Source organism: Sphaerisporangium krabiense (assembly GCF_014200435.1).
Lineage (GTDB): Bacteria > Actinomycetota > Actinomycetes > Streptosporangiales > Streptosporangiaceae > Sphaerisporangium > Sphaerisporangium krabiense.
The window spans coordinates 4,530,819-4,552,837 of sequence record NZ_JACHBR010000001.1 but is presented as its reverse complement, the minus strand read 5'-3'; the positions used below and the strand labels follow the sequence as shown (position 1 = coordinate 4,552,837).

The 22,019-nt window shown below is 74.3% G+C and carries 18 protein-coding genes; 15 read left to right on the top strand and 3 right to left on the bottom strand.

Annotated elements, in window-relative coordinates:
* The first annotated feature begins 127 nt into the window (after positions 1 to 127).
* Both paaK and BJ981_RS20140 read left to right on the top strand, forming a co-directional pair.
* A complete protein-coding gene (paaK, locus tag BJ981_RS20145) occupies positions 128 to 1,393 on the top strand; it encodes a phenylacetate--CoA ligase PaaK (protein ID WP_184616260.1) in 1,266 nt (421 codons plus the stop codon).
* 21 nt (positions 1,394 to 1,414) lie between these two features.
* Positions 1,415 to 2,062, top strand: a complete 648-nt coding sequence (locus BJ981_RS20140) for a TetR/AcrR family transcriptional regulator (protein ID WP_504747979.1) — start codon at positions 1,415 to 1,417, stop codon at positions 2,060 to 2,062.
* Here the strand turns inward: BJ981_RS20140 and BJ981_RS20135 are convergent.
* From BJ981_RS20135 to BJ981_RS20125, 3 genes are all read right to left on the bottom strand, one after another.
* Positions 2,043 to 2,885: a MetQ/NlpA family ABC transporter substrate-binding protein gene (locus BJ981_RS20135; RefSeq protein ID WP_184612852.1), complete on the bottom strand. Its 843-nt coding sequence runs from the start codon at positions 2,883 to 2,885 to the stop codon at positions 2,043 to 2,045. The genes BJ981_RS20140 and BJ981_RS20135 overlap by 20 nt on opposite strands.
* A 69-nt stretch (positions 2,886 to 2,954) precedes the next feature.
* Positions 2,955 to 3,611 (bottom strand): methionine ABC transporter permease, encoded by a 657-nt coding sequence (locus BJ981_RS20130; protein ID WP_184612851.1) that lies wholly within the window; start codon positions 3,609 to 3,611, stop codon positions 2,955 to 2,957.
* The gene (locus BJ981_RS20125; RefSeq protein WP_184612850.1) at positions 3,608 to 4,582 is read right to left on the bottom strand and encodes a methionine ABC transporter ATP-binding protein; all 975 of its coding nucleotides are present in this window, start codon (positions 4,580 to 4,582) and stop codon (positions 3,608 to 3,610) included. Before BJ981_RS20125 ends, BJ981_RS20130 begins: the two co-directional genes overlap by 4 nt.
* Positions 4,583 to 4,937: 355 nt before the next feature.
* Between BJ981_RS20125 and BJ981_RS20120 the strand changes: the two genes are divergently transcribed.
* The 13 genes from BJ981_RS20120 (at position 4,938) to BJ981_RS20060 (ending at position 22,008) form a co-directional block, all read left to right on the top strand.
* Positions 4,938 to 6,587 carry a SpoIIE family protein phosphatase gene (locus BJ981_RS20120; RefSeq protein ID WP_184612849.1) on the top strand — a complete coding sequence of 550 codons (1,650 nt, stop codon included), beginning with the start codon at positions 4,938 to 4,940 and terminating at the stop codon, positions 6,585 to 6,587.
* A gap of 209 nt (positions 6,588 to 6,796) precedes the next feature.
* Positions 6,797 to 8,545, top strand: a complete 1,749-nt coding sequence (locus BJ981_RS20115; RefSeq protein ID WP_184612848.1) for an AfsR/SARP family transcriptional regulator — start codon at positions 6,797 to 6,799, stop codon at positions 8,543 to 8,545.
* Positions 8,546 to 8,602: 57 nt separating this feature from the next.
* Complete coding sequence (locus BJ981_RS20110; protein WP_184612847.1) at positions 8,603 to 9,967, top strand: acyl carrier protein; 1,365 nt, start codon at positions 8,603 to 8,605, stop codon at positions 9,965 to 9,967.
* The gene (locus tag BJ981_RS38290; RefSeq protein ID WP_239139687.1) at positions 9,964 to 11,742 is read left to right on the top strand and encodes a class I adenylate-forming enzyme family protein; all 1,779 of its coding nucleotides are present in this window, start codon (positions 9,964 to 9,966) and stop codon (positions 11,740 to 11,742) included. Before BJ981_RS20110 ends, BJ981_RS38290 begins: the two co-directional genes overlap by 4 nt.
* A 76-nt stretch (positions 11,743 to 11,818) precedes the next feature.
* Complete coding sequence (locus tag BJ981_RS20100; RefSeq protein ID WP_184612846.1) at positions 11,819 to 13,066, top strand: type III PLP-dependent enzyme domain-containing protein; 1,248 nt, start codon at positions 11,819 to 11,821, stop codon at positions 13,064 to 13,066.
* Positions 13,063 to 13,332: an acyl carrier protein gene (locus tag BJ981_RS20095; RefSeq protein ID WP_184612845.1), complete on the top strand. Its 270-nt coding sequence runs from the start codon at positions 13,063 to 13,065 to the stop codon at positions 13,330 to 13,332. The genes BJ981_RS20100 and BJ981_RS20095 overlap by 4 nt, the downstream gene beginning before the upstream one ends.
* Positions 13,329 to 14,705, top strand: a complete 1,377-nt coding sequence (locus BJ981_RS20090; protein ID WP_204070676.1) for an acyl-CoA dehydrogenase family protein — start codon at positions 13,329 to 13,331, stop codon at positions 14,703 to 14,705. Before BJ981_RS20095 ends, BJ981_RS20090 begins: the two co-directional genes overlap by 4 nt.
* Positions 14,698 to 15,885, top strand: a complete 1,188-nt coding sequence (locus BJ981_RS20085; RefSeq protein WP_204070675.1) for an acyl-CoA dehydrogenase family protein — start codon at positions 14,698 to 14,700, stop codon at positions 15,883 to 15,885. The genes BJ981_RS20090 and BJ981_RS20085 overlap by 8 nt, the downstream gene beginning before the upstream one ends.
* Positions 15,886 to 16,042: 157 nt before the next feature.
* Positions 16,043 to 17,110, top strand: a complete 1,068-nt coding sequence (locus BJ981_RS20080) for a 4'-phosphopantetheinyl transferase family protein (RefSeq protein ID WP_184612844.1) — start codon at positions 16,043 to 16,045, stop codon at positions 17,108 to 17,110.
* Positions 17,107 to 18,705 carry an amino acid adenylation domain-containing protein gene (locus BJ981_RS20075; RefSeq protein ID WP_184612843.1) on the top strand — a complete coding sequence of 533 codons (1,599 nt, stop codon included), beginning with the start codon at positions 17,107 to 17,109 and terminating at the stop codon, positions 18,703 to 18,705. Before BJ981_RS20080 ends, BJ981_RS20075 begins: the two co-directional genes overlap by 4 nt.
* Positions 18,702 to 19,226 (top strand): flavin reductase family protein, encoded by a 525-nt coding sequence (locus BJ981_RS20070; RefSeq protein WP_204070674.1) that lies wholly within the window; start codon positions 18,702 to 18,704, stop codon positions 19,224 to 19,226. Before BJ981_RS20075 ends, BJ981_RS20070 begins: the two co-directional genes overlap by 4 nt.
* Positions 19,223 to 20,659: a serine hydrolase domain-containing protein gene (locus BJ981_RS20065; RefSeq protein ID WP_184612842.1), complete on the top strand. Its 1,437-nt coding sequence runs from the start codon at positions 19,223 to 19,225 to the stop codon at positions 20,657 to 20,659. Before BJ981_RS20070 ends, BJ981_RS20065 begins: the two co-directional genes overlap by 4 nt.
* Before the next feature lie 35 nt (positions 20,660 to 20,694).
* Positions 20,695 to 22,008, top strand: coding sequence for an MFS transporter (locus BJ981_RS20060; RefSeq protein ID WP_184612841.1), 1,314 nt, complete (start codon positions 20,695 to 20,697; stop codon positions 22,006 to 22,008).
* The last annotated feature ends 11 nt before the right edge of the window (positions 22,009 to 22,019 follow it).

Genomic DNA, 22,019 nt, shown 5'->3' with positions numbered 1-22,019 from the left:
GGCGGCCCCGTGCCGGATCGTCCCGGGAATGTCAGAATCGTTGGCACGGACGAAGCCGGATCCAGCCGGATGAAACGGAGCCCGCCTCGTGAGCAGCCTCGGACCGGATCTCGACCCCGCGGAGAAGATGGGCCCGGACGAGCTGCGCGACCTCCAGCTCGGACGCCTGCGGTGGACACTGCGCCACGCCTACGAGAACGTCCCCTTCTACCGCCGGGCCTTCGACGCCGCCGGCGTCCGCCCCGAGGACTGCCGCTCCCTGGAGGACCTCGCGCGCTTCCCCATGACGACCAAGGACGACCTGCGCGCGGACTATCCGTTCGGCATGTTCGCCGTCCCCCGGGAGCGGATCCGGCGGATCCACGCCTCCAGCGGCACCACCGGCCGTCCCACTGTCGTCGGCTACACCGACCGTGACCTGTCCACCTGGGCCGACGTCGTGGCCCGCTCCATCAGGGCCGCCGGGGGCCTCCCCGGGCACACCGTCCACATCGCCTACGGGTACGGCCTGTTCACCGGTGGCCTCGGCGCGCACTACGGGGCCGAGCGGCTCGGCTGCACGGTCGTCCCCGTCTCCTCAGGCGTGACCGCCCGCCAGGTGACGCTCATCCGCGACCTGCGCCCCGAGATCATCATGGTGACGCCCAGCTACATGCTCGCCCTGATGGACGAGATGGAGCGGCAGGGCCTCGACCCGCGCGCCACGTCCCTGAAGATCGGGATCTTCGGCGCCGAGCCCTGGACCGAGCGCATGCGCGAGGAGATCGAGGAGCGGCTCGCCATCGACGCCGTCGACATCTACGGCCTGTCGGAGGTGATGGGCCCCGGCGTCTCGCAGGAGTGCGTGGAGACCAAGGACGGCCTGCACATCTGGGAGGACCACTTCTACCCCGAGGTGGTCGACCCGGTCACCGCCGAGCCGCTGCCCCAGGGGCGCAGGGGCGAGCTGCTGTTCACCTCGCTCACCAAGGAGGGCATGCCGGTCGTCCGCTACCGCACCCGCGACCTGACCCGGCTGCTGCCCGGCACGGCGCGCCCGTCCTTCCGCCGGATGGAGAGAGTGACCGGCCGCGACGACGATATGATCGTCCTCAGGGGCGTGAACGTGTTCCCCACCCAGATCGAAGAGGTCGTCCTCGGCACGCCCGGTCTGTCACCCCACTTCCAGCTGCTGCTCACGCGCCGGGGCCGCATGGACCACATGACCGTGCGGGTCGAGGCCCGCCGGGGGTCCTCCGCCGAGCGCCGGGCCGCGGCCGGGGATGCCGTGGTGGCCGCCGTCAGGAGCGTCGTCGGCGTCACGGTCGACTGTGCGGTCCTCGACCCCGAGACCCTGGAACGGTCGGCGGGCAAGCTGCGCCGGGTCGTGGACCACCGAGACGCCGGCGACTAGAGACGACGCAGAAAGGCAGGCGTGCAACCCGCGATGGCCACCGCCCGCGCCACCCCGGCCCGCCGGGGCCGTCCCGGCTACGACCTGGAGTCGCTGCTCGCGGTCGCCGTCAAGGTGTTCAACGAGCGCGGCTACGAGGCCACCAGCATGGAGGACCTGTCCCGCAGGCTCGGCATCACCAAGTCGGCGATCTACCACCACGTCTCGGGCAAGGACGAGTTGCTGCGCCTGGCGGTGGACCGGGCCCTCGACGGGCTGTCGGAGGCGGCCGAGGAGGCCGCGGCCGTGGATGGCCGGGCGATCGACCGGCTGGAGCACCTGGTGCGCCGCAGCGTCCACGTCCTGGTCGAGCGGCTGCCGTTCGTCACGCTGCTGCTGCGGGTGCGCGGCAACACCAAGGTGGAACGTCAGGCCCTGGCCCGCCGCCGCGCGTTCGACCATCTGGCGGGCGAGCTGGTGCGCCAGGCCGAGGCCGAGGGCGACATCCGGCCGGACGTGGACCCCGCCGTGGTCAGCCGCCTGCTGTTCGGGCTGGTCAACTCGGTGACCGAGTGGTACAGGCCGCGCGGCGGCATGGGCGCGGCGGCGCTGGCGGAGGCCGTCTGCAAGATCGCGTTCGACGGCCTGCGCCGGCGGCCCGCCGAGGACGTCACGTCGTCGACGAGATGACCGAGCCCTGGTAGGTGTCCTCGATGAACTTCTTCACCTCGGGACCGGCCAGCAGCCCGGCCAGCTTCTTGATCCGCGCGTCGCCCTCCTGCCCCTTGAGGACGACGAGCCCGTTGGCGTACGGGTTGCCCTCGGCCTTCTCCAGCACCAGCGCGTCGGACGCCGGCTTCAGCTCGGCCTCCAGCGCGTAGTTGCCGTTGATGACGGCGGCGTCCACGTCCTCGAGCGAGCGCGGGAGCTGCGCGGCCTCCAGCGGCTTGAACCGGATGTTCTTGGGGTTCTCCGCCACGTCCCTCTCGGTGGCCGCGGTGCCGACGCCGGGCTTGAGCTTGATGAGGCCGTTGTCCTCCAGCAGCTTGAGCCCGCGCCCGAGGTTGGTGGCGTCGTTGGGGACGGCCACCGTCGCGCCGTTCGCCAGCTCGCCCGCGCTCTTGACCTTCCGCGAGTACAGGCCGAGCGGCTCCAGATGGACGGCCTGCACGAACACCATCTCCTTGCCGCCCTTGGACTTCTGGAAGTCGTCCAGATAGGGGCGGTGCTGGAAGTAGTTGGCGTCGAGCTGCCCCTCCTGGAGCTGGGTGTTGGGCTGCACGTAGTCGGTGAACTCGACGATCTCCAGCTTCAGCCCGGCCGCGGAGGCCAGCTTGTCCTTCACGAACTTCAGGATCTCCCCGTGCGGGACGGGGCTCACGCCCACCTTGAGCGGCGCGTCCTGGGCGGCGCTCGCGCCCGTGGTCGTCCCCGGCGCGGCGCTCTCCCCGCCGCAGGCGGCCAGCGCCAGCGCCAGCGCGGCGGCGGCCACGGCCCCCATGAACTTACGCATCGCCATATCTCCTTACATCAGCTGATAAATCGGGAAATGACCCTGGACGGCCCGCGACCGCCGCGGGCCTCACTTGTGGGAGAGCCTGCGCGCCACCAGGTCGCCGAGGCTCTGGACGAGCTGCACGACCACCACGAGCAGCACCACCGTGATCACCATCACGGCGGTGTCGAAGCGCTGGTAGCCGTACCTGATGGCCAGGTCCCCGAGGCCGCCCCCGCCGATCGCCCCGGCCATCGCCGAGTACCCGATGAGCGCCACCACCGTGACGGTGAGCCCGGCGACCAGCCCCGGCAGCGCCTCGGGCAGCAGCACCCGCGCGACCACCCGGACGCGTCCGGCCCCCATGGCCTGCGCGGCCTCCACCACCTCGCGCTCCACCCCGCGCAGCGCGGTCTCCACCAGGCGGGCGTAGAAGGGGACGGCGCCCAGGGTGAGGGGGACGATCGCGGCGACCGTGCCGATCGTCGTGCCCGTCACCAGGCGGGTGAACGGGAGGATCGCGACCATCAGCACGATGAACGGCAGCGAGCGGCCCACGTTGACGACGCCGCCGAGCACGGCCTTGGCGGCGGGGGCGGGCAGCAGGCCGCCCCGGTCGGTGGCCACGAGCAGCACGCCGAGGGGGAGGCCGAGCACCAGCGTGAGCAGCGCCGACCAGAACACCATCTGGGCCGTCTCGCCGGTGGCCTGGACCAGGGCGGGCAGCAGTTCGTCGGCGTTCACCGGGCCTCCTCCCGCGCGGCGGGCTCCTCCTGGACGAGGCCGCGCCCGCGCAGGTCGGCCAGGGCCTCGGCGCGGCCGGCCCCCTCGATCCGCAGCCGCAGCCGTCCGGCGGGCACGCCGCCCACGTCCTCCACCGACCCGGCGAGGATGTCCACGTCCACGTCGTGCTCGCGGACCAGGCCGGACAGGATCGCCTCGCCCGGCCGCCCGGCGAAGGTCACCGTGACGGCGCCGGGCGGCGCGGGCTCGGGCAGCGGGAAGATCTCGCGGGTCAGCAGCGACCCGGGCGTGGCGACCAGGTCGGCGACCCGGCCGGACTCCGCCACCCTGCCCTCGCGCATGACGGCGACCGAGTCGCAGACGGCCTTGATGACGTGCATCTCGTGGGTGATGAGCAGGATCGTCAGGCCGAGCTCGGCGTTGAGCCGCTTGAGCAGGGCGAGGATCGACTGCGTGGTCCCGGGGTCGAGGGCGCTGGTGGCCTCGTCCGACAACAGCACCTTGGGGCCCGCGGCCAGGGCGCGGGCGATGCCGACCCGCTGCTTCTGGCCGCCGGAGAGCTGCGCGGGGTAGTGCGCGGCCTTGCCGTCGAGGCCGACGACGGCGAGCAGTTCCGTCACCCGGGCGGCGCGCTCACGCCGGGGCACGCCCGCGACCTCCAGGGGGAAGGCGACGTTGCCGGCCACCGTTCGCGAGGAGAGCAGGGCGAACTGCTGGTGGATCATGCCGATCCCCCGCCTGGCGCGCCGGAGCGCGGCGGGGCCGAGCGCGGTGAGCTCCTGTCCCCCGACCGTCACGGTCCCGGCGGTGGGGCGTTCGAGCAGGTTCACGCAGCGCAGCAGCGTGCTCTTCCCGGCGCCGCTCTGCCCGAGCACGCCGAAGACCTCTCCCTCGCGCACGTCGAGGTCGACGCCGTCGAGCGCGACGACCCCCGTCCCGTAGACCTTCCTGAGGCGGGAAACATGTATCACAGGTAGGTTATATCCGAAATATGGGACACGCACGAGACCGGGGGGTCGTTCCGGTGGCCCGCTCCGGCGTGCGCACGCCCTCGTCAACCCCTTGAAACGGGTGCCGTCGCCCGCCAAGGTGAACGAAAGACATCCCGGGTGGGATGCTTCGAGCAGTTTTCACGATGGAAAGCAAATCGTAGATGATACTTTACTGACGGTAGCCGCGGCACAGGCGCAGTCCCGGGGGAACCATCACGCGCCTCTTCACGCGGTCTGGACCCGATGTCCCATTTCTGTGCCAGGAGGACTGGTGGCGCGTGCGGCGAGGGCAGAAGCGCCGAGGGCGGACGGGAGGCGCCGTCCACGCCAGGGAGTGACTCACAACGGCCGTTTCGCGGCCCTGGTGCTCGACGAGAACGGCCGTGTCACGCAGTGGAGCGGCGGGGCGACACGCCTCTTCGGCCGCGCGGCCGAGAAGGCGCTCGGCCAGGACATCTGCGACCTGCTGTTCCTCGGCGCCCGCCGTGAGACGATCACGCAGGCGCTGGACGGCTGCGCGTCCGGGTCCGGCTGGAGCGGCGTCCTGTCCGCCGAGTGCGCCGACGGCCGCGTCCACGAGGTCCGGTTCGAGCTGGAGCCCCTGAGCATGCCCGGCCCCTGGGGCACGGTCATGGTCACCGCGGCCGACACCCGCGCGCCGCGCCCCACCCGCGCCGACTTCGAGGCCGGCGAGCGTCTCGCCCTGCTCAACGAGGTCAGCTCGCGCATCGGCGCCACCCTCGACCCCCGGCAGGCCGCCGAGGACTTCATCGACGTCGCCGTGCCGCGCCTGGCCGACACCGCGAGCGTGTCGGTCATCGAGGGCCTGCTCAGGGACGAGGCCTACCCCGACCACGGCGCGGACGGCTCGGTGCGGGTGCGGCGGCTGGCCTTCCGGCTCGACTTCCGCCACTCCCTCGAACACGACTGGGCCAAGACCTTCCCCGACAACGAGCTCGTGGTCTACGGCCCCGGCCACCCGACCATTCGCTGCATGGACACCGGCGTCCCCCTCACCTACGGCGCGGCCGAGCTCGGCGCGGAAGAGATACGCAGGATCAGCGGCGTGCTCGGCGACTCCGCCGCCGACGTCCTCGGCTCCGCCTCCTACCTGACCGCGCCGCTCACCGCCCGGGGCACCGTCATCGGGTTCATCACCATGAGCCGCAACCCCGAGCGCGCCCCGTTCGACGCCCACGACGAGACCCTGGCCGCCGACCTCGCGGCCCGCGCCGCCATCTGCATCGACAACGCCCGTCTGTACTCCAAGGAGCACCGCATCACGCAGGCGTTCCAGCAGAACCTCGCGCCGCGCAAGCTCACCGTGCCGCCCGGCCTCGACCTCGCGCACCGCTACCTGCCCGCGAGCGCGATGACCGTCGGCGGTGACTGGTACGACGTGTTCCCGCTGCCCGGCGACCGCATCGGCCTGGTGATCGGCGACGCCATGGGGCACGGCGCCGTCGCCGCCGGCGGCATGGGCCAGCTCCGCGCGGCCGTGCGCGCGCTCGCGGGGTTCGACCTCACCCCGGACGAGGTCCTGCGCCGGCTCGACCGCATGGCCGACGACATGCACTCCATCCAGTGCGCGACCTGCCTGTACGCCATCATCGACCTGCGCACCCACACCTGCGCGATCTCCCGCGCCGGCCACCCGCCGCCCATCCTGGTCGGCCCCGACGGCGCCGCCGTCGTCCTCGACCTGCCCTCCGGCCTGGCCCTCGGCCTCGGCGACCCCGACTTCGCCGGCGCCTTCACCACCACCGAGTTCGCGATGCCCCCCGGCGCCACCCTCGCCTTCTACACCGACGGCTTGGTCGAAAGCCGCGAACAAGACATCGACACCGGCATCGCCACCCTCCGCACCTCCCTCACCGCTCCCCACAAATCCCTCGACGCCGCCTGCTCCGCAATCGTCGACGCCCTTCCCCGCCAATACGACGACGTAGCCCTCCTCCTGACCCGCATCCCGGCCTCGGACTGACCTTCCGGCGACGGCCCGGCCACCCGGACTAATAGACGCCTCCGAATTGTCCATTTCACTGTGCCCAAATAACGCCATGTAATGGGTTGTGGCTGTATAGCGGCCTATGGGGCTTATAAGAAGTATCTCTGCATAGAGAACGGCGCCGGGGAAAGTGGTCCAGGGCCATGTGTTCGTACGGAGACCACCTGCTTATGGGGGAGTCCAAGTTGCACGTCCGAATACTGGGACCGCTCAAGCTCGGCGGGCACGAGCAGCCGGCGTTCCGCTCGGCCAAGCGCCGCAGCACCCTCGCGGTGCTCCTGATCAATGCCAACGTGTTCGTCCCCCTCGACCGGCTCGCCGCCGAGATCTGGGACGACGACCCGCCGGCGACGGCGGAGGGCCTGCTGCGCCAGTACGTCTTCCACCTGCGCCGCTCGCTGCGGGAGCGGCCGGGCGCGGCCGTACGGATCGACACCGGGCTCGCGGGATACGTGCTGCGCGTGCCCCCCGAGGAGATCGACAGCCACGCGTTCGACCATCTGGTCGAACAGGCCAAGGACGACCTGGCGGGCGGACGGCCGGCCGAGGCCGCGCACGCGCTCACGACCGCGCTGCGGCTGTGGCGCGGCCCCGCCCTGGTGGACATCCCTCCCACGCCGTCGGTCACCGCGGAGGCGCGACGCCTGGAGGAACGGCGGCTCGCGGCCACGGAGCTGCTGATGGACATCCAGGTCGCGTCGGGGGACCACGCGATGGCCGTGGAGCAGCTCCAGATGCTCGTCGCCCGCTACCCGCGGCGCGAACAGCTCAGAGAACTGCTCATGCGCGCGATGTACGGCAACGGGCGCCGGGCCGAGGCCCTCGCCGTCTACCAGGACGGCCGGCAGACCCTCATCGACGAGGTCGGCATCGAGCCGGGACCCGATCTCCAGCGGCTGCACCACAAGATCCTCGCCGACGACAACGGCATCGCGCCACGCCGCTCGCCGCTCGTGACGCGGCAGCGCGACAGAATCGACCAGTTGCCCCCGGAGACCGCCGACCTGGCCGGCCGGGACGGGAGACGCGACCACCTGGTCGAGCTGATCGGCGAATGGGCCCGCACCCCGCCCGGCGACCGGGCCGCGCCCCGGGTCGTCCTGCTCAGCGGCGGAGCCGGCAGCGGCAAGACGGCGCTCGCCATCGCGGTGGCGCACCGGGTGCGGCATCTGTTCGAGGACGGCAACATGGTCGTCCCTCTCACCGACGGCGGCGTGACCACCCTGCCGCGCGCGCTGCGGGCGCTCGGCGCCGCGCCACGCGAGGTCCCCGGCGGGGGCGAGGACGGGTTCGACCTGTACCGCCGCGCGGTCGCCGACCGCCGGATGCTGCTGATCCTGGACGACGCCTGGACCGAGGGCGACGTGCGGCGATGGTTGCCCGCCGAGCCCGGCGGCGTCGTCATCGTCACCAGCCGGTCCCTGCTCACCGGGCTAGGCGGCATGGCGCGGGTCGCGTGCCCGCCGCTGGGACTCGGCGACGGCCTCGACGTCCTCGCCGGGATCGTCGGCGCCGACCAGGTGGCGGCCGGGTGGGAGCACTTCCGGGCCGTGGTCCGATGGTGCGACGGCGTTCCCCTGGCGCTGCGCGCGGCCGGCGCCGCGCTCCTGCGCCGCCGGGCGAGCCCGTCGGACCTGCTGCGCCGATTACACGGCGCCCGGCCGCTCGACGAGCTCGACCACGGCGAGCTGGCACTGCGGCCCAGGCTCAGGGCGAGCGTGGAGCGGCTCTCCCCCGGCGAGCGGCGGCTGCTGCACCGTCTCGCCGCCGGGCACGGCCGTCCCGATTCCGAGGCCGCGCCGCCCGGCGTCGACCGCCTCCTCGACCTCCATCTGATCGAGCCCGACGCGGCCGGCGGCTATCGGATGAACGCCTGGACCCGCGCCTACGCCGTCGAAGCGGCGAACACGCCGGAGGCGCGGGCGAAACTGTAAACAACCTCAAATGTCGATGTAGCAGGCGATGAAGAGGGCGCGGGCACCTGCGTCGGCATGACGATCACGCATGCTTCGACCGGCGAGCCCGGCGGCGCGCTCGCCGGCGGCGTCCCGTGGGCCAGGGCCCTGGCCGCGCTGGACGCGAGCCTCTTCGACTGCGTCCAGGTCAACCTCGCCGTGCTGGCACACCTCTGGCGCGGCGGAGACGCGCACCTCGCGCTCGGCGCCCGCGCCGGGTTCCGTCCCGTGGCCGGGCTCCCGCCCACACCTGGGCCGCACGTCCTGCCGACGATCGAGCGGCCCGCCCGCGACCTGCCGACGATCGAGCGGGCCGCATGCGACCTGCCGACGATCGAGCGGGCCGCATGCGACCTACCGACGATCGAACGGCCCGCGCGCGACCTGCTCCGCGAGGCCGAGGAGTCCCTCGGCTTCACGATGACCGGCGACGACGAGCAGGTCCCCGGCGACACGGTCGCGAGACACGCGGCCGGAGGTCCCGTGCTCCTCATCGCCGACGCCTTCTTCCTGCCGTGGGTCCCGTACGCGGGGCACCGGCACATGGAACACGGATTCCTCCTGGCGGACACCGGCGGCACGTTGACCGTCGTGGACGGGTACCACAACGAGACCCCTTGGGGTCCGGCCCGCCCACTGGCCCGCCCCATCGCCCCCGACGCGCTCGCCGCGGTCCTGCCCGGCGGCGCCAGGGTCGTGCGTCCGCGCCCCGACGACACGTGGACGCCGCCGGTCGCCCGCTTCGACGCCGCCGGCGCGGCGGTCATCGACGCCTACGTCGACGCCTATCGCGACCACCCCCACCGCGCCGCCGCGCTGGACCGGCTGACCCTGGAGACCTGGCTGCTGTCCCGCTCCCGCCGCCTGCACGCCGCGTACCGCACGGCGGGCGGCGAGGCGGAGGCGGCGCACCTGCGGGACTGGGCCGCGCTGTGCGAGCGGACGTTCCTCGCCGCACGCCGCGTCCAGCAGGGCAGGCCGGAGCCGGACGGACTGTTCGACCGTCTACGGGACGTCCTCGCCGCCGACACACGGGTCTTCGGCGGGACGAACGCGGACGTCCAGCTCGTCGGCGGGACGGACGTGGACGCCCAGGTCTTCGGCGGGACGGATGTGAACGTCCGGGCGGCCGTCGTGTCCGCCGTCACCGGCGTCCTCGGCACCCCACCCGCCACGGACACGCTCACCGGCCTGCCGGGGTTCTCCTCCTTCCGCGCGGCCGAGATCGTCGAGCGCCTGGAAGCGGACCTGGGCGTCGAACTCGACCCCGACGACCTCGTGCCCGAGACCCTCCACAGCATCGAGGGCCTGGCGAGGGCCACCCGCCGCGCCCGCGACGACACCCCGGCCTCTGCCCACGCGACCGGCACCACGGACACCACGAGAACGGAGACCCTGTGACCACACCCAAGACCACGACAACACCCCCGCCCACGCCCACATATGCGCGGTCGACGACCGACCCTGGGGCCACCTCGGCGTCGGATCTGACAGGGGGCGCGCTGCTGCACGATCTGGTCGACGAGGCCGCCCGGCGGTGGCCTGACGGGCCCGCGGTGTCCGCGGGCACGGACACCCTCACCTACGCCGAGTTGTACTGGGCCGGTCTGTCGGTCGCCGAGCGGCTGCGCCGGCGAGGGGTGCGCCGCGGCGACCGGGTCGTGGTGTCCGCTCCGGCGACGCCCGCGGTGGCGGCGTGCCTGTACGGGATCTCCCGGCTCGGCGCGGTGTTCGTGGTCCTCCACGAGCAGACCGACGGCGACCCTCTGCGCCACGTCCTCACCGACTGCGAACCGGCCCTCGTCATCACGACCGGCACATCGGCCCGGCGAACCGCCCACGACCTCGACATCCCTTCGGCCACCCCACAAGAACTCGTCGTTCCTCTGACCCCCTCGCACGACCGGGGCGTACCTCTGGCCGCCCCGCACCGGCAGGACGTCCCTCTAGCCACGCCGCACCATCAGGACATCCCTCTGCGCACTCCGCAAGGCCCCGGGGTCTCGCTGGCCACCCCGAACGACATCGGCATGCCGGGGACCGTCTCGACCACTGCGGGGACCCCGGACGGGCGCGGCTTCACAGGGGAAGCCGGCTCGGGTGTGCTGGAGGTCGATCCGGTCTGCCTGATCTACACCTCCGGGACCACCGGCCGGCCGAAGGCCGTCGTGACCACGCATCGGCAGGCGCGGTTCGTCACCGGGGCGATCCGGTCCGTTCTGGGCTACCGCCGGGACGACGTGGTCTACTGCGCCCTGCCGCTCTCGTTCGACTACGGGCTGTACCAGCTCTTCCTGGCCGCGTCCTGCGGCGCCCACGTGGTGCTGGGCGACGCCGCGCAGGCCGGGCCGCTGCTGGCGCGGACGCTGGCCCGGGTGGGCGCGACCGTCCTTCCCGCGGTGCCCTCGCTCGCCGAGGGGCTGGCCCGGCTGCTGCGCCGTTCTTCCACGCCGGGCCTGCGGCTGCGCCTGCTCACCAACACCGGCGCCGCCATGCCGCCGGAGACCCTCGCCGCACTGCGCGCGGCCGTGCCCGGCCTTCGCGTCCAGCTCATGTTCGGCCTGACCGAGTGCAAGCGGGCGGCCGTCATGCCGCCGGACGAGGACCTGCGGCGTCCTGGGGCCTGCGGCCGTCCGCTGCCGGGCACCGAGGTGTCCGTCGTGGACACAGAGGGGCGGCGGCTGCCTCCAGGGGAGGTGGGCGAGTTCGTCGTGCGAGGCCCGCACGTCATGGCCGGGTACTGGCGGCGCCCCGAGCTGACCGCGCGCCGGTTCCCGCGCGCCGAGGGCCTCTTCCCGGAACTGCGCACGGGCGACTACGGGTGGCTGGACGACGACGGCTACCTCTACTTCGACGGCCGGCGTGACGACATCTACAAGGAGCGCGGTTTCCGTGTCAGCGCGACGGAGGTGGAGGCGGCGGCCCGCCAGGTCGAGGGCGTCGAGTCCGCGGCCGTGCTGACCCCGGCGAAGGGACGGCCGGCCGTACTGGTCGCCGTGACGACCCTGCACCCGGACGACCTGCTGGCCGCCATGCGCCCCCACCTCGAAGAGTTCAAGATCCCCCGCCACTGCGTGACCACCGACGCCCTCCCCCTCACCCGCAACGGCAAGGTCGACAGAAAGACCCTCGCCACCCACGTGACCGCCGACCTGGAGGTGGCCAATGCCCGTTAAGTCCGCACCCGGCGCCCTGCCCGTCGGAAGCTTGGAACGCGGGCCCGAGGCCGGTGCGCCGGCCGTGTCCGCGGAGATGGCGTGTCGGATTGCCACTCCCGCGTACGTGTACGACCTCGCCGAGGTGCGGCGTGCTCACCGTCTGCTGCGGGACGGGCTGCCTGTGGGGGCCGGACTGTACTACTCGCTCAAGGCCAACGCACACCCCTTGGTCCTAGAGGAGTCGCGGGCCTGCGGGACGCTTCCCGAGGTGTGCTCGGCCGGGGAGTTGGACAGTGCACTGGCCGCCGGTTGGGCGGCGGCGGACGTCCTGTACGGCGGGCCGGGGCGCAGGGACGCCGACGTGGCGCGGGCCGTGCGGCTCGGCGTCCGCCACTTCTCCGTCGACTCGCCGGTGGCGCTGGACCAGCTCGACCGGTGCGCGGCGGCGGCCGGAGCACGCTGCTCGGCCCTCCTGCGCGTCAACGACGACAGCCCGGTCCCGGGCCAGGGGCTGGCCATGACCGGCGTGCCGTCGCAGTTCGGCGCGGACGCGGCGTGGATACTCGCCGATCCGGCAGCGTTCGCGCCACGGCACCACGCCGACGTGACCGGCCTGCACCTCTACATGGGCACCAACCTGGCCACGGTGGACGACCTCGTCCGCCAGTTCGCGCAGTCGGCGCGGACCGCCGCGCGGGTGGCCGCGGCGCTCGCCCCGCACGGCGCGCGCCTGGAGACCCTGGACCTCGGCGGCGGATTCGGCGCGCCGTTCGCCCGTGCCGGCGGCTCCATCTGCCTGGACGGCCTGGCGCCGCGGCTCACCACCCTGCTGGACGAGGTGTTCCCGGGGCCCGGCGGCCCGCGCGTCGTCTTCGAGTCCGGCCGTTACCTCACCGCCACCGCCGGAACCCTTTACACCCGCGTCCTGGACGTCAAGCGGTCGCAGGGGCGAACGGTCGTGGTCCTGGAGTCCGGCGTCAACCATCTCGGCGGGATGTCCGGGATGCGCCGGCTGCCGCCCCTGTCCCCCGAGCTGATCCGCCCCGGCCACGGCACGGCTGGCGACGACGGGTGTGCCGAGCGGGACGTGCTGGTCGCCGGCCCGCTCTGCACTCCCCTGGACACCTGGTCGCGGGCGGCCACGCTGCCGCCGCTCCGCGTCGGCGACGTGCTCGCGGTGCCGAACGTCGGCGCGTACGGCCTCAACGCCAGCCTCGTCGCCTTCCTCGGCCACCCGTTGCCCGGCGAGTACGTCGTGGACGGCGACCGGGGCCCCGACACCGTCATCCACCACTCGCGGCTCCACCTGGGCCGCGTCACGACCGAAGGGAACCTCGCATGAACGACCGATTCGTCGACGTCCTCGTCCCGCACCTGACCTTCCTCGGCGACCGTCCCCTCACCGAGGACGACCGGCTCGCCGACCTGGGCCTGGACTCCATGCACGCGATCGACCTGCTCTTCGACCTGGAGGACGGTCTCGGCGTCACGCTCCCGGACGAGGAGCTCAACGCCACCACGTTCGCCAGCGCCGGGACGCTGTGGGAGGCGGTGCGCCGGACGGCGGAAAGCCAGGGCAGCCCGATCGACGGGAGGGCCACGGCGTGAGCGGCGTGACCTACACCCACAACACCCACCGCACCGACGACACCCTCGACACCTCGGAGACCAGAGGCACCGCCGCCGGCTTGGGCAGGACACCCGCCCCGGACACCGCGAGCACCCGCACCACCTCGGAGACGGCACGCACTCCCGCTCCGGATACGGCACGCCAGGCCCCGCCGCCTGGCTCCGGCCGTACGCGACCGGACGCCACCGGCCAGGAGTCCCGGATCACGCTCGATGAGCGACTGGAGCACGTCGCGGCGGTGACGGCCGCGCACGCCGCGCGGACGGACGCCGAGGCCGCGTTCCCGGTCGAGGCGCTGGCTGCGCTGCGCGAGACGCGCCTGCTCGGCCTGCTGGTCCCGTCCGGGGAGGGCGGCCTCGGCGGTGACCTGGACGCGCTGCTGCGCGCCGCCGAACGCCTGGGCCGGGAGGACATGTCGGTCGCGATGATCTTCGCGATGCACTGCCAGCAGGTCGCCGCGGTCGTCCGGTACGCCAAGCCCTCGCTGCGCGCCCGGCTCCTGCCGCGGATCGCGGCCGGGGACGTGTACCTGGGCTCGGTCACCACGGAGGCGGGCAAGGGCGGGCACCTGCTCAGCTCCGCCTCCGGCCTGCTGGAGGAGCGGGACACGATGGTGATCGACCGGTTCGCGCCCATCGTCACCGGCGGCGCGCACGCCGACGGGTTCCTCGTCACGATGCGCAGCCCGGGGGCGTCCTCCGACGGCCAGGTCTCCCTGGTGTACGCGGGCCGCGAGCAGCTCAGCCTGGACCAGAGCGGCGACTGGCAGCCGCTCGGCATGCGCGCCAGCCACAGCGTCGCCCTGCGGTTGTCCGGCCACGTCCCCGCCGACCAGGTGGTGGGCGAGCACGGTGACTTCCGCGCGGTCGCGATGTCGGTGTTCGCGCCGCTCGCCCACCTGGGCTGGTCGGCGTGCTGGCTCGGCACGGCGTCGGGCGCGCTCGCCCGGGTGCTGCGCCTGCTGCGCGACCCGGAGGGACGGCGACGCCACGACCTGGGCTCCGAGCTGCTGCTCACCCGGCTGTCCCGGGCCAGGCAGCGCCTGGACACGGTGCACGCCCTGCTGCGGCACACGGCGGGGACCGTCGCCACCGCGCGCGACCTGTCGGTCCCCTCGGTGCAACTGCTGCTCAACGCGCTGAAGATCACCGCCTCGGAGCAGTGTCACGCCGTGGTGGAGGACCTGATCGACGTGGTCGGGCTGCGGCATGGATACCTCAAGGACTCTCCGACCGCCCTGGAACGGGCCCTGCGCGACCTCCGCTCGGCCGCGCTCAACTACAGCAACGACCGCCTCCACCTCGCCGACGGCCGCCTCACCCTCCTCAACCCGGAGGTGACCCTTGCCTGACACATCCACGAACCCGAACCCCCTGCTCACCTCCCCGCATCGTGAACAGACACGCGCCCCCCGGCCCGACCCCAGAGGGACGCGCGACACAGATGTCGCCGCGGTCGTCCGGGAGCTGCCGGTCGACGCGTCCGCGGCCGTGGTGTGGCGGGCGCTGGGCGCGGCGGGGCTGATCTGTGGCGTCTACCGGGACGGCGGACGTCCACGCGTGGAGCCGGCCGCGCTGCGACGCCTGCTCGCCGCCCTGGACGACCGCCTCCCCGTCGGCGCCACCCTCGGCGTGTGCGTCCAGCTCGCCACGGCCCTGCCGCTGCTCGGTCAGGCCGCGGACCTCTGCCCGCCCGCCGCGGCGGCGCTGCCGGCGGTGTCGCGCGGCGAGGACGTCGTGGCGCTCGCCGCGACCGACGCCGGGCCGGGGTCGGATCTGACGGCGCTCGCCACCACCGCCGAGATCGGCGCGGACCACGTCGTCCTGAACGGGCGCAAGCGGTGGATCACCAACGCCGCCACGGCCCGACACCTGCTGGTCCTCGCGCGGCACCGGCCCGGCGGGCACTTCACCGACTTCACCTGGGTCCTGGTCCCCGCCGACGCGCCCGGCGTGACGATCCGCCCCGCCGGGACCACGCTGTTCGGCGCGGCCGGGATCGGGCACGTCCACCTGGACGGCGTCCGGCTGCCCCGGTCCCACGTCGCGGGCCGGGTGGGCCACGGGCTGGCCGTCTTCGCCCGGCACATCGCCACCGAACGGCTCGCCGGGGCGCTGTGGGGAGTGGCGCTCTGCCGGCGCGCGCTCGCCGGCACGGCCGACCGGCTCGACGGCCGGGCCCTGGCCGGCGGCACGCTCGGGCGGCACCCTGTGGTCCGCGACCGGCTCGCGCGCGCCACGGTGCGCCTGCACGCCCTGGACGCGCTGTGCCGCGTCCACGGCGAGGCCGTCGCCCGGGACGGCGACACGGTCGCGGCGGCGCTGCTCAAGGCGGCGGTGGCCGAGACCGTGGAGCACGTCCTGGCGGACTGCGCGCACCTCCAGGGCGCGGACGGCTTCGCCGAGGACGGCGCCCAGACGCTCCGCGCGCAGGCCGGCGTGTTCGGCGTGGGAGGAGGGACGACGGAGGTCGTCCTCGGCCTGCTCGCCGACAACCTCCCCGCACTCCTGAACCGCATCCGCCCGACATGACCTCCCTCCCACTTCACCCCCGCCCACTACTCCCGACCCGACGCCCCCGGCCCTGGACGGTCCCGTCATCCCCGGGCCGACACCGGCGGCGCCCGACAAGGCCACGGCATCTCGCCCAGCAGCCGGCACGGCAACCCATACCGGGAGGACCGAAGCCATGACCACGCCAACCCGCCCAGCACTGGCCACCACCGCCCGCACCAAGAGGAAAGAGGATGCGACAACGGCCTGCCTGACACCCGGCGCGGCGGACCGTCCCAACAGGACCGAGAACGTGACGACGACGACCTGCCTGACACCCGGCGCGGTGGGCCGTCCCAAGAGGACCGAGGACGTGACGACGGATCTGGTCGTCGTGCGGCCTGGGGTCTGGGTGGCGTGTGCTGTGATCGGCCTGGAACCGGGAGGCGGGCCGGCCGGGGGCACGCGGTTCCACACTGCCGACGACCTCCGGCAGGCCGGGGGGATGCACGCTCGGCGTCGCCGGGAGTTCCTCGCGGGGCGGGCGCTGCTACGGCTGCTGCTGGGCGCCGCAGCGCCCGCGGTGCGGCACGCCGAGGTGCGGGCCGGGCCGCGTGGACGGCCCATGCTGGCCGGCCACCCGTGGGTCGGCGTCAGCGTGTCGCACGACCAGGGCCTCGTGGCGGCCGCCGTGGCCCCGCACCGGCGGGTCGGCGTCGACGTGCAACGGCCGGCGACGGCGTCCTCCCGCATGGTCGGCCGGATCTTCGGCCGGCACGCCGGACTCGTCCGCGAGCTGCCCGCCGCCGACCAGGAGGCCGCCGTGGCCTGGGCCTGGACGGCGCAGGAGGCCTGTGCCAAGGCCGACGGCCGCGGGCTGGCGGCCCGCCCATGGCGGATCGAGGTGCCTCCCGAGGCCGAGACGGGCGCCTGGGGGCCGTACCGCTGGACCAGCCTGCGCGCGGTCTCCGCCATCCCCCTCAGCTACGCGCTCGGCCCTCCGCACGCCCCTCACCCCTTGCCACCCATCCCTTACCGCGCCCCTCACCCCTTGCCACCCATCCCTTACCGCGCCCCTCACCCCTTGCCGCCCATTCCTCCCCACGCCCCCTCGCCGCTGGCCGCCCATTCCACCGCCCAGCCCTCGCCCCATCCGTCCTCGGCCACTGGCTCCCGATCCTGTACGCCCTCGACCCCGCGCATCCCCGTGTCCCTGTCCTCCGCCGTCCGTGGCGGATTCGACGATGGAAAGGACGGCGCATGAGCGCATCCGCACCACTGTATGAACGGTTCGCGGCGAGTGTCCGTGATCATCCTGACGCCGTGGCGCTGGAGGTCGGGGCATACCGGCTTTCCTATGCGGAGTTGGCCGATCTCGCAGGTGCGCTGGCCGTGCGGCTGCTGCGGCACGGCGTCGGTCCGCGGGCGACCGCCGGGGAGCCGTGCGCGCCGGTGGGGCTCCTCGCGAACCGCAGCCCCATCGCGTACGCCGGGTACCTGGCGATACAGCGGCTTGGCCGGCCGGTCGTGCCGCTCAACCCCGCGTTCCCCGCCGCGCGCACCGCGACGATCGCGCGCCGCGCGGGCCTGGCCGCCATCCTGGCCGACCCGGCCGCAGAGGCCGATCCCGTCCTGCGAACCGATCCCGCCATACAGGCGGAGGGTGCGGTGGTGCCGGTCGTGGTGGGCGACACCAGGGATGGATCGCCGGGCGCGGTGGCGCCCGTGGGGGACGCCGGGATGGACGACCTGGCCTACGTCCTGTTCACGTCCGGATCGACGGGCGTTCCCAAGGGGGTGCCGATCTCGCACCGCAACGTCGCCGCGTACCTCGACCACGTCGTCCCGTTGTACGGCGCGGGGCCGGGCGCGCGCCTGTCGCAGGCGTTCGACCTCACCTTCGACCCGTCCGTGCTCGACATGTTCGCCGCCTGGCCGACCGGCGCCACGCTCGTGGTCCCCGGCCGCGCGGACCTGATGTCCCCGGCCCGGTTCGTCGCCGAGCGCGGCGTCACCCACTGGTTCTCGGTGCCGTCGGTCATCTCGCTGGCGCGACGGCTGCGCAAGCTGCCGCCGGGCGGCATGCCCGGCCTGCGGTGGAGCCTGTTCGCCGGGGAGCAGCTCACGCTCGCGCAGGCCGAGGCGTGGCGGCGGGCCGCGCCGGGCGCCAGGATCGCCAACCTCTACGGCCCGACCGAGCTGACCGTCACCTGCAGCGCCCACACGCTTCCCGCCGACCCCGCACGGTGGCCCCACACGGCGAACGGCACCGTGCCCGTCGGCGACGTCCATCCCGGCCTGGACCATCTCGTCCTGGACGCCGAGGGCCGTCCCGCCGCCGAGGGTGAGCTGGTGGTGCGCGGGCCGCAGCGGTTCCCCGGCTACCTGGACCCCGCCGACGACGCCGGCCGGTTCGTCACCGTGGACGCCGCCGGCGCCGCGACGGCGTACGACGGCACGACGCCCCTCACGCCGGAGCACTGGTACCGGACCGGCGACCGGGTGCGCGCGACCGGCGACGGCCTCGTCCACCTCGGACGGCTGGACCAGCAGGTCCAGGTGGACGGGTACCGCGTGGAGCCGGGCGAGGTGGAGGCCGCGCTGCGTGACCTGCCCGGGGTGCGCGACGCCGTCGTCCTCGCCCTCACCGGCGACGCCGGGCGGGTGAGCCTCGTGGCCGCGTACACGGGCGGGCCTCCCTCCGGGGACGCGCTCGCGGCGCTGCGCGCCCGGCTGCCCGCGTACATGGTGCCGTCCAGCGCGACGCGCCTGGACGCGCTCCCGCTCAACGACAACGGCAAGATCGACCGGCGGGCCCTGGCGCGCACGGTCGCAGGCGCGAACGGAGGCACGCCGTGACCACGACCAGCGCGCTCCTCGGCGGGCCCGCGACCGAGATGGACGGCGCCCGCTTCCGCGCGATCATGGCCGAGTTCCCCACGGCCGTCACCGTGATCTCCGCCACGGGCGGGGACGGGCCCGCCGGGTGCACGGCCAGCGCGGTGCTGTCGCTCTCCCTGGAACCTCCGAGCGTGCTGGTGTCCCTCGCGAGCGCGGGCCGCACGCTCCGGCACACCCTCGCGGCGGGACGGTTCGGCGTCAACGTGCTGGCCTGGCGGCAGCGCGGGCTGATCCGCCGCTTCGCCACCGGGGAGACGTGCCGCCGCTTCGACGGCGTCGGCCACGGCCGCCATCTCGGCGTGCCGGTGCTGGACGGCGCGGCGGCGGCCCTGGTGTGCGACATCGCCCAGGCCATCCCCGTCTACGACCACGTCCTGCTCGTCGGCCTGGTGCGGTGGGCCCGCGCCGGCGCGGACCACCCGGCCCTCGTCCACCACCGCAACTCCAGCCACCCGACGACGAGAGAGGAGCCTCGATGAGCGTCGTCGCCGACCGTGGACGGGGCGTGGCCGTGGACGAGGCGTCGCTGCGGGCGCGTCTGGAGTCCTTCCGGCGCCGCCACGGGGTTCCGGGGGCCGTGGCCTGCCTGTTCGACCGGGCCGGCCCGGTGGTCACCGTCGCCTCGGGACGCCTGGGCGCCGGCCTCCCCGGCACTTCCGCGTACGCGGTGCGCGAGGACACCGCCTTCCGCGCGTACTCGGTGGCGAAGCTGGTCACCGCGACGCTGATCTGCGCGCTCGCCGCCGACGGGACGCTGGAGCTGTCGGCCCCGGTCGGCGAGTACCTGCCGGAGCTGCGCCTGCGGCACGGCGCGGACCCGGGCGCGATCACTCTGCGCCACCTGCTCGGCCACACCTCCGGCCTGCCGCCCGACCGCGTCGAGGCGGCAGGATCCCGGGGCGGCGCGCGCGACCTCGGCCGCGCGACCCTCGCCGAGGTGCGCAGGCTGCCGCGCGTCGGCGAGCCGGGAGAGGTGTTCTCCTACAGCAACGCCGGGACGTCCCTGGCCGGGCACGTGGCCGAGCGGGTGACGGGCCGTCCCTTCGCCGGCCTGGCCCGCGAGCGGCTGTTCGCGCCGCTGGGCATGGCCGCCAGCACCTTCGCCCTCACCGCACCGGAACCCCGCCTTCGGCACCACCCGCCCTCGCCGTCCGACCCGCCGGCGGCGCACGCGCGGCACGTTCCCGCCGCGCTGTGCTTCACCACCGCCCCCGACCTGGCCCGGCTCGGCGCGCTGCACCTGCGCCAGGGGGCCGGCCACGACACCGCCGACCCGCTGTCCGGCATCGGCGGCGTCGCCCGGGCGCACCGGCCCGTCGCCGACATCCCCGTCGAGGTGGACCTGGCGTACGGGCTCGGCACGCTGCTGACGCGCCGGGGCGGGCTCCGCGTGGTCGGGCACGAAGGGTTCCACGCCGGCATGTGGTGCAAACTGCTCGCCATCCCGGAGCTCGGCGCAGGACTCGTGTGGGCCGACAACCGGGGCGCGGAGCTGCGCGCCGCCCGGTACGAGGTGATCGACGCGATCCTGGCGGAGCACGGCGTCGCACCGCCCGACCGGCGACCGGGCACGGGGTGGCTGCCCGCCGCCGCGGTGGCGGGCCGGTACTGGCGTGTCGGCGCGGCTCCGGTGGACGTGGACGCCACCGGAGCCGACGACCTGCTCGCGACCTGCGGCGGGCATCGCGTGCCGCTGCGCAGGGCCGCGCCGGACGTCTGGGCGGCCCCCCACTCCGGGACCGGCCTGGCGGCGCCTCCGTGGACGCCGCACATGGACAGCCGTGCGATCACCGCCGGGTTCCGCTCCACCGGCCCGGAGACCGCCCACCTCCACCTCAACGGCCTGCCCTACCGGCGCACCGCCGCCGCCACCACCGGCCCGGCGCGGCTTGGCGGATCGGACGGTGGGTAGGCGGTGAGATCCGACGTTCCGTCAGGGAGTGAGCGATGTCCGTGAGACCGGCCGCCGCCCAGGGCGCAGACGCCCGTGAACCCACCCGGGATCGGCCGGGCGAGCGTGGAGTCCTGGCCCGGTACGTCACCACGGCCGTGCTGCTCCGCCTGGCCGACGAGGGCGCCCGGGTGGCGTTGCTCCTGCTCGCCCTGGAGCGCGCCGGCGGCGCCGGGTACGGCGGCCTGCTCGTGGCCGCGCTGATGGTGCCGCACGTCGTCGCCGCCCCGCTCGCCGGCGCGGTCGCCGACACCGTGCGCCGCCGCCGGCCGCTCTACGTCACGGCCTACCTGGCGTACGCGGCGGCGCTGGTCGCCGCCACCCTGCTGATCGAGGCGTCCAGGGTCGTGGTGGTCCTGCTGGTCGTGCTGGCGGGCTGCTTCGCGCCGCTGATGATCGGCGGGCTGACCAGCCTGCTCGGCGAGCTGGTCCCCGGACGGCTCACCCGCGCCTTCGGGCTGGACGCCACGTCGTACAGCATGGCCGGGATCGCCGGGCCCGCGCTCGCGGCCGTGCTGGCCGGCGTCTTCGGCCCGGCCGTCGCGATCTTCGTGCTCGGCGCGGTGGTGGCCGCGGGCGGCGCGCTGCTGTGGACCCTCCCGATCCCCGACCGCGCCGCCGTGCGGGAGCGCGTGACGACGCCCGCGGCGCGGGCCGGTGCGGGCGCGGGACGTGACAGGGGCGGGCCTCCTGGTGTCGGCGCGGGGCGTGACAGGGCCGGGCGGCGGGGCAGAGGTTTCGGGGCGGTGGCGGTGATATGGCGGAGCCGGAGCCTCGCCGCGGTGACCGTCGGGTCCAGCCTCGGGCAGGTCGGGATGGGGGCCGTGCAGGTGTTGGCGGCGCTGCTGGCCGTGCGGGCGCACGACACCGCGCTGACCGGCGTGATCATGTCGGCCATCGCGGTGGGCGGACTGGCCGGGGGCCTGCTGTACAGCAGGTTCCCGATCAGGCGGCGCCGGCCGGAGACCGTGGTGGTGCTCTGCCTGCTCCTGATGACGGTCCCGTTCCTGGTCATCGCGCCGTTGCCGTCGGCGTGGGCCGCCCTGCCGCTGTTCGCCGTGGTGGGGCTTCTCAACAGCGCGCTGTTCTGCTCCCTGCTGGTGGTGCGCGACCGCGAGTCGCCGCCGGAGGCCCGCACGCGGGTCTTCACCTTGGGCGCCGGCCTCAAGAGCACCGCGGCGGCCGCCGGCGCGGCCCTGGCCGGCCTCGCCACCGGGACCGGCACCGTGGCGCTGCTCCTCGCCATCGCCGCCGCCCAACTGGCGGGCGCGGCCTCCGGCGCCCTGATCCTCCGCCGCCCCGCCCGGTGACCACCGCACCG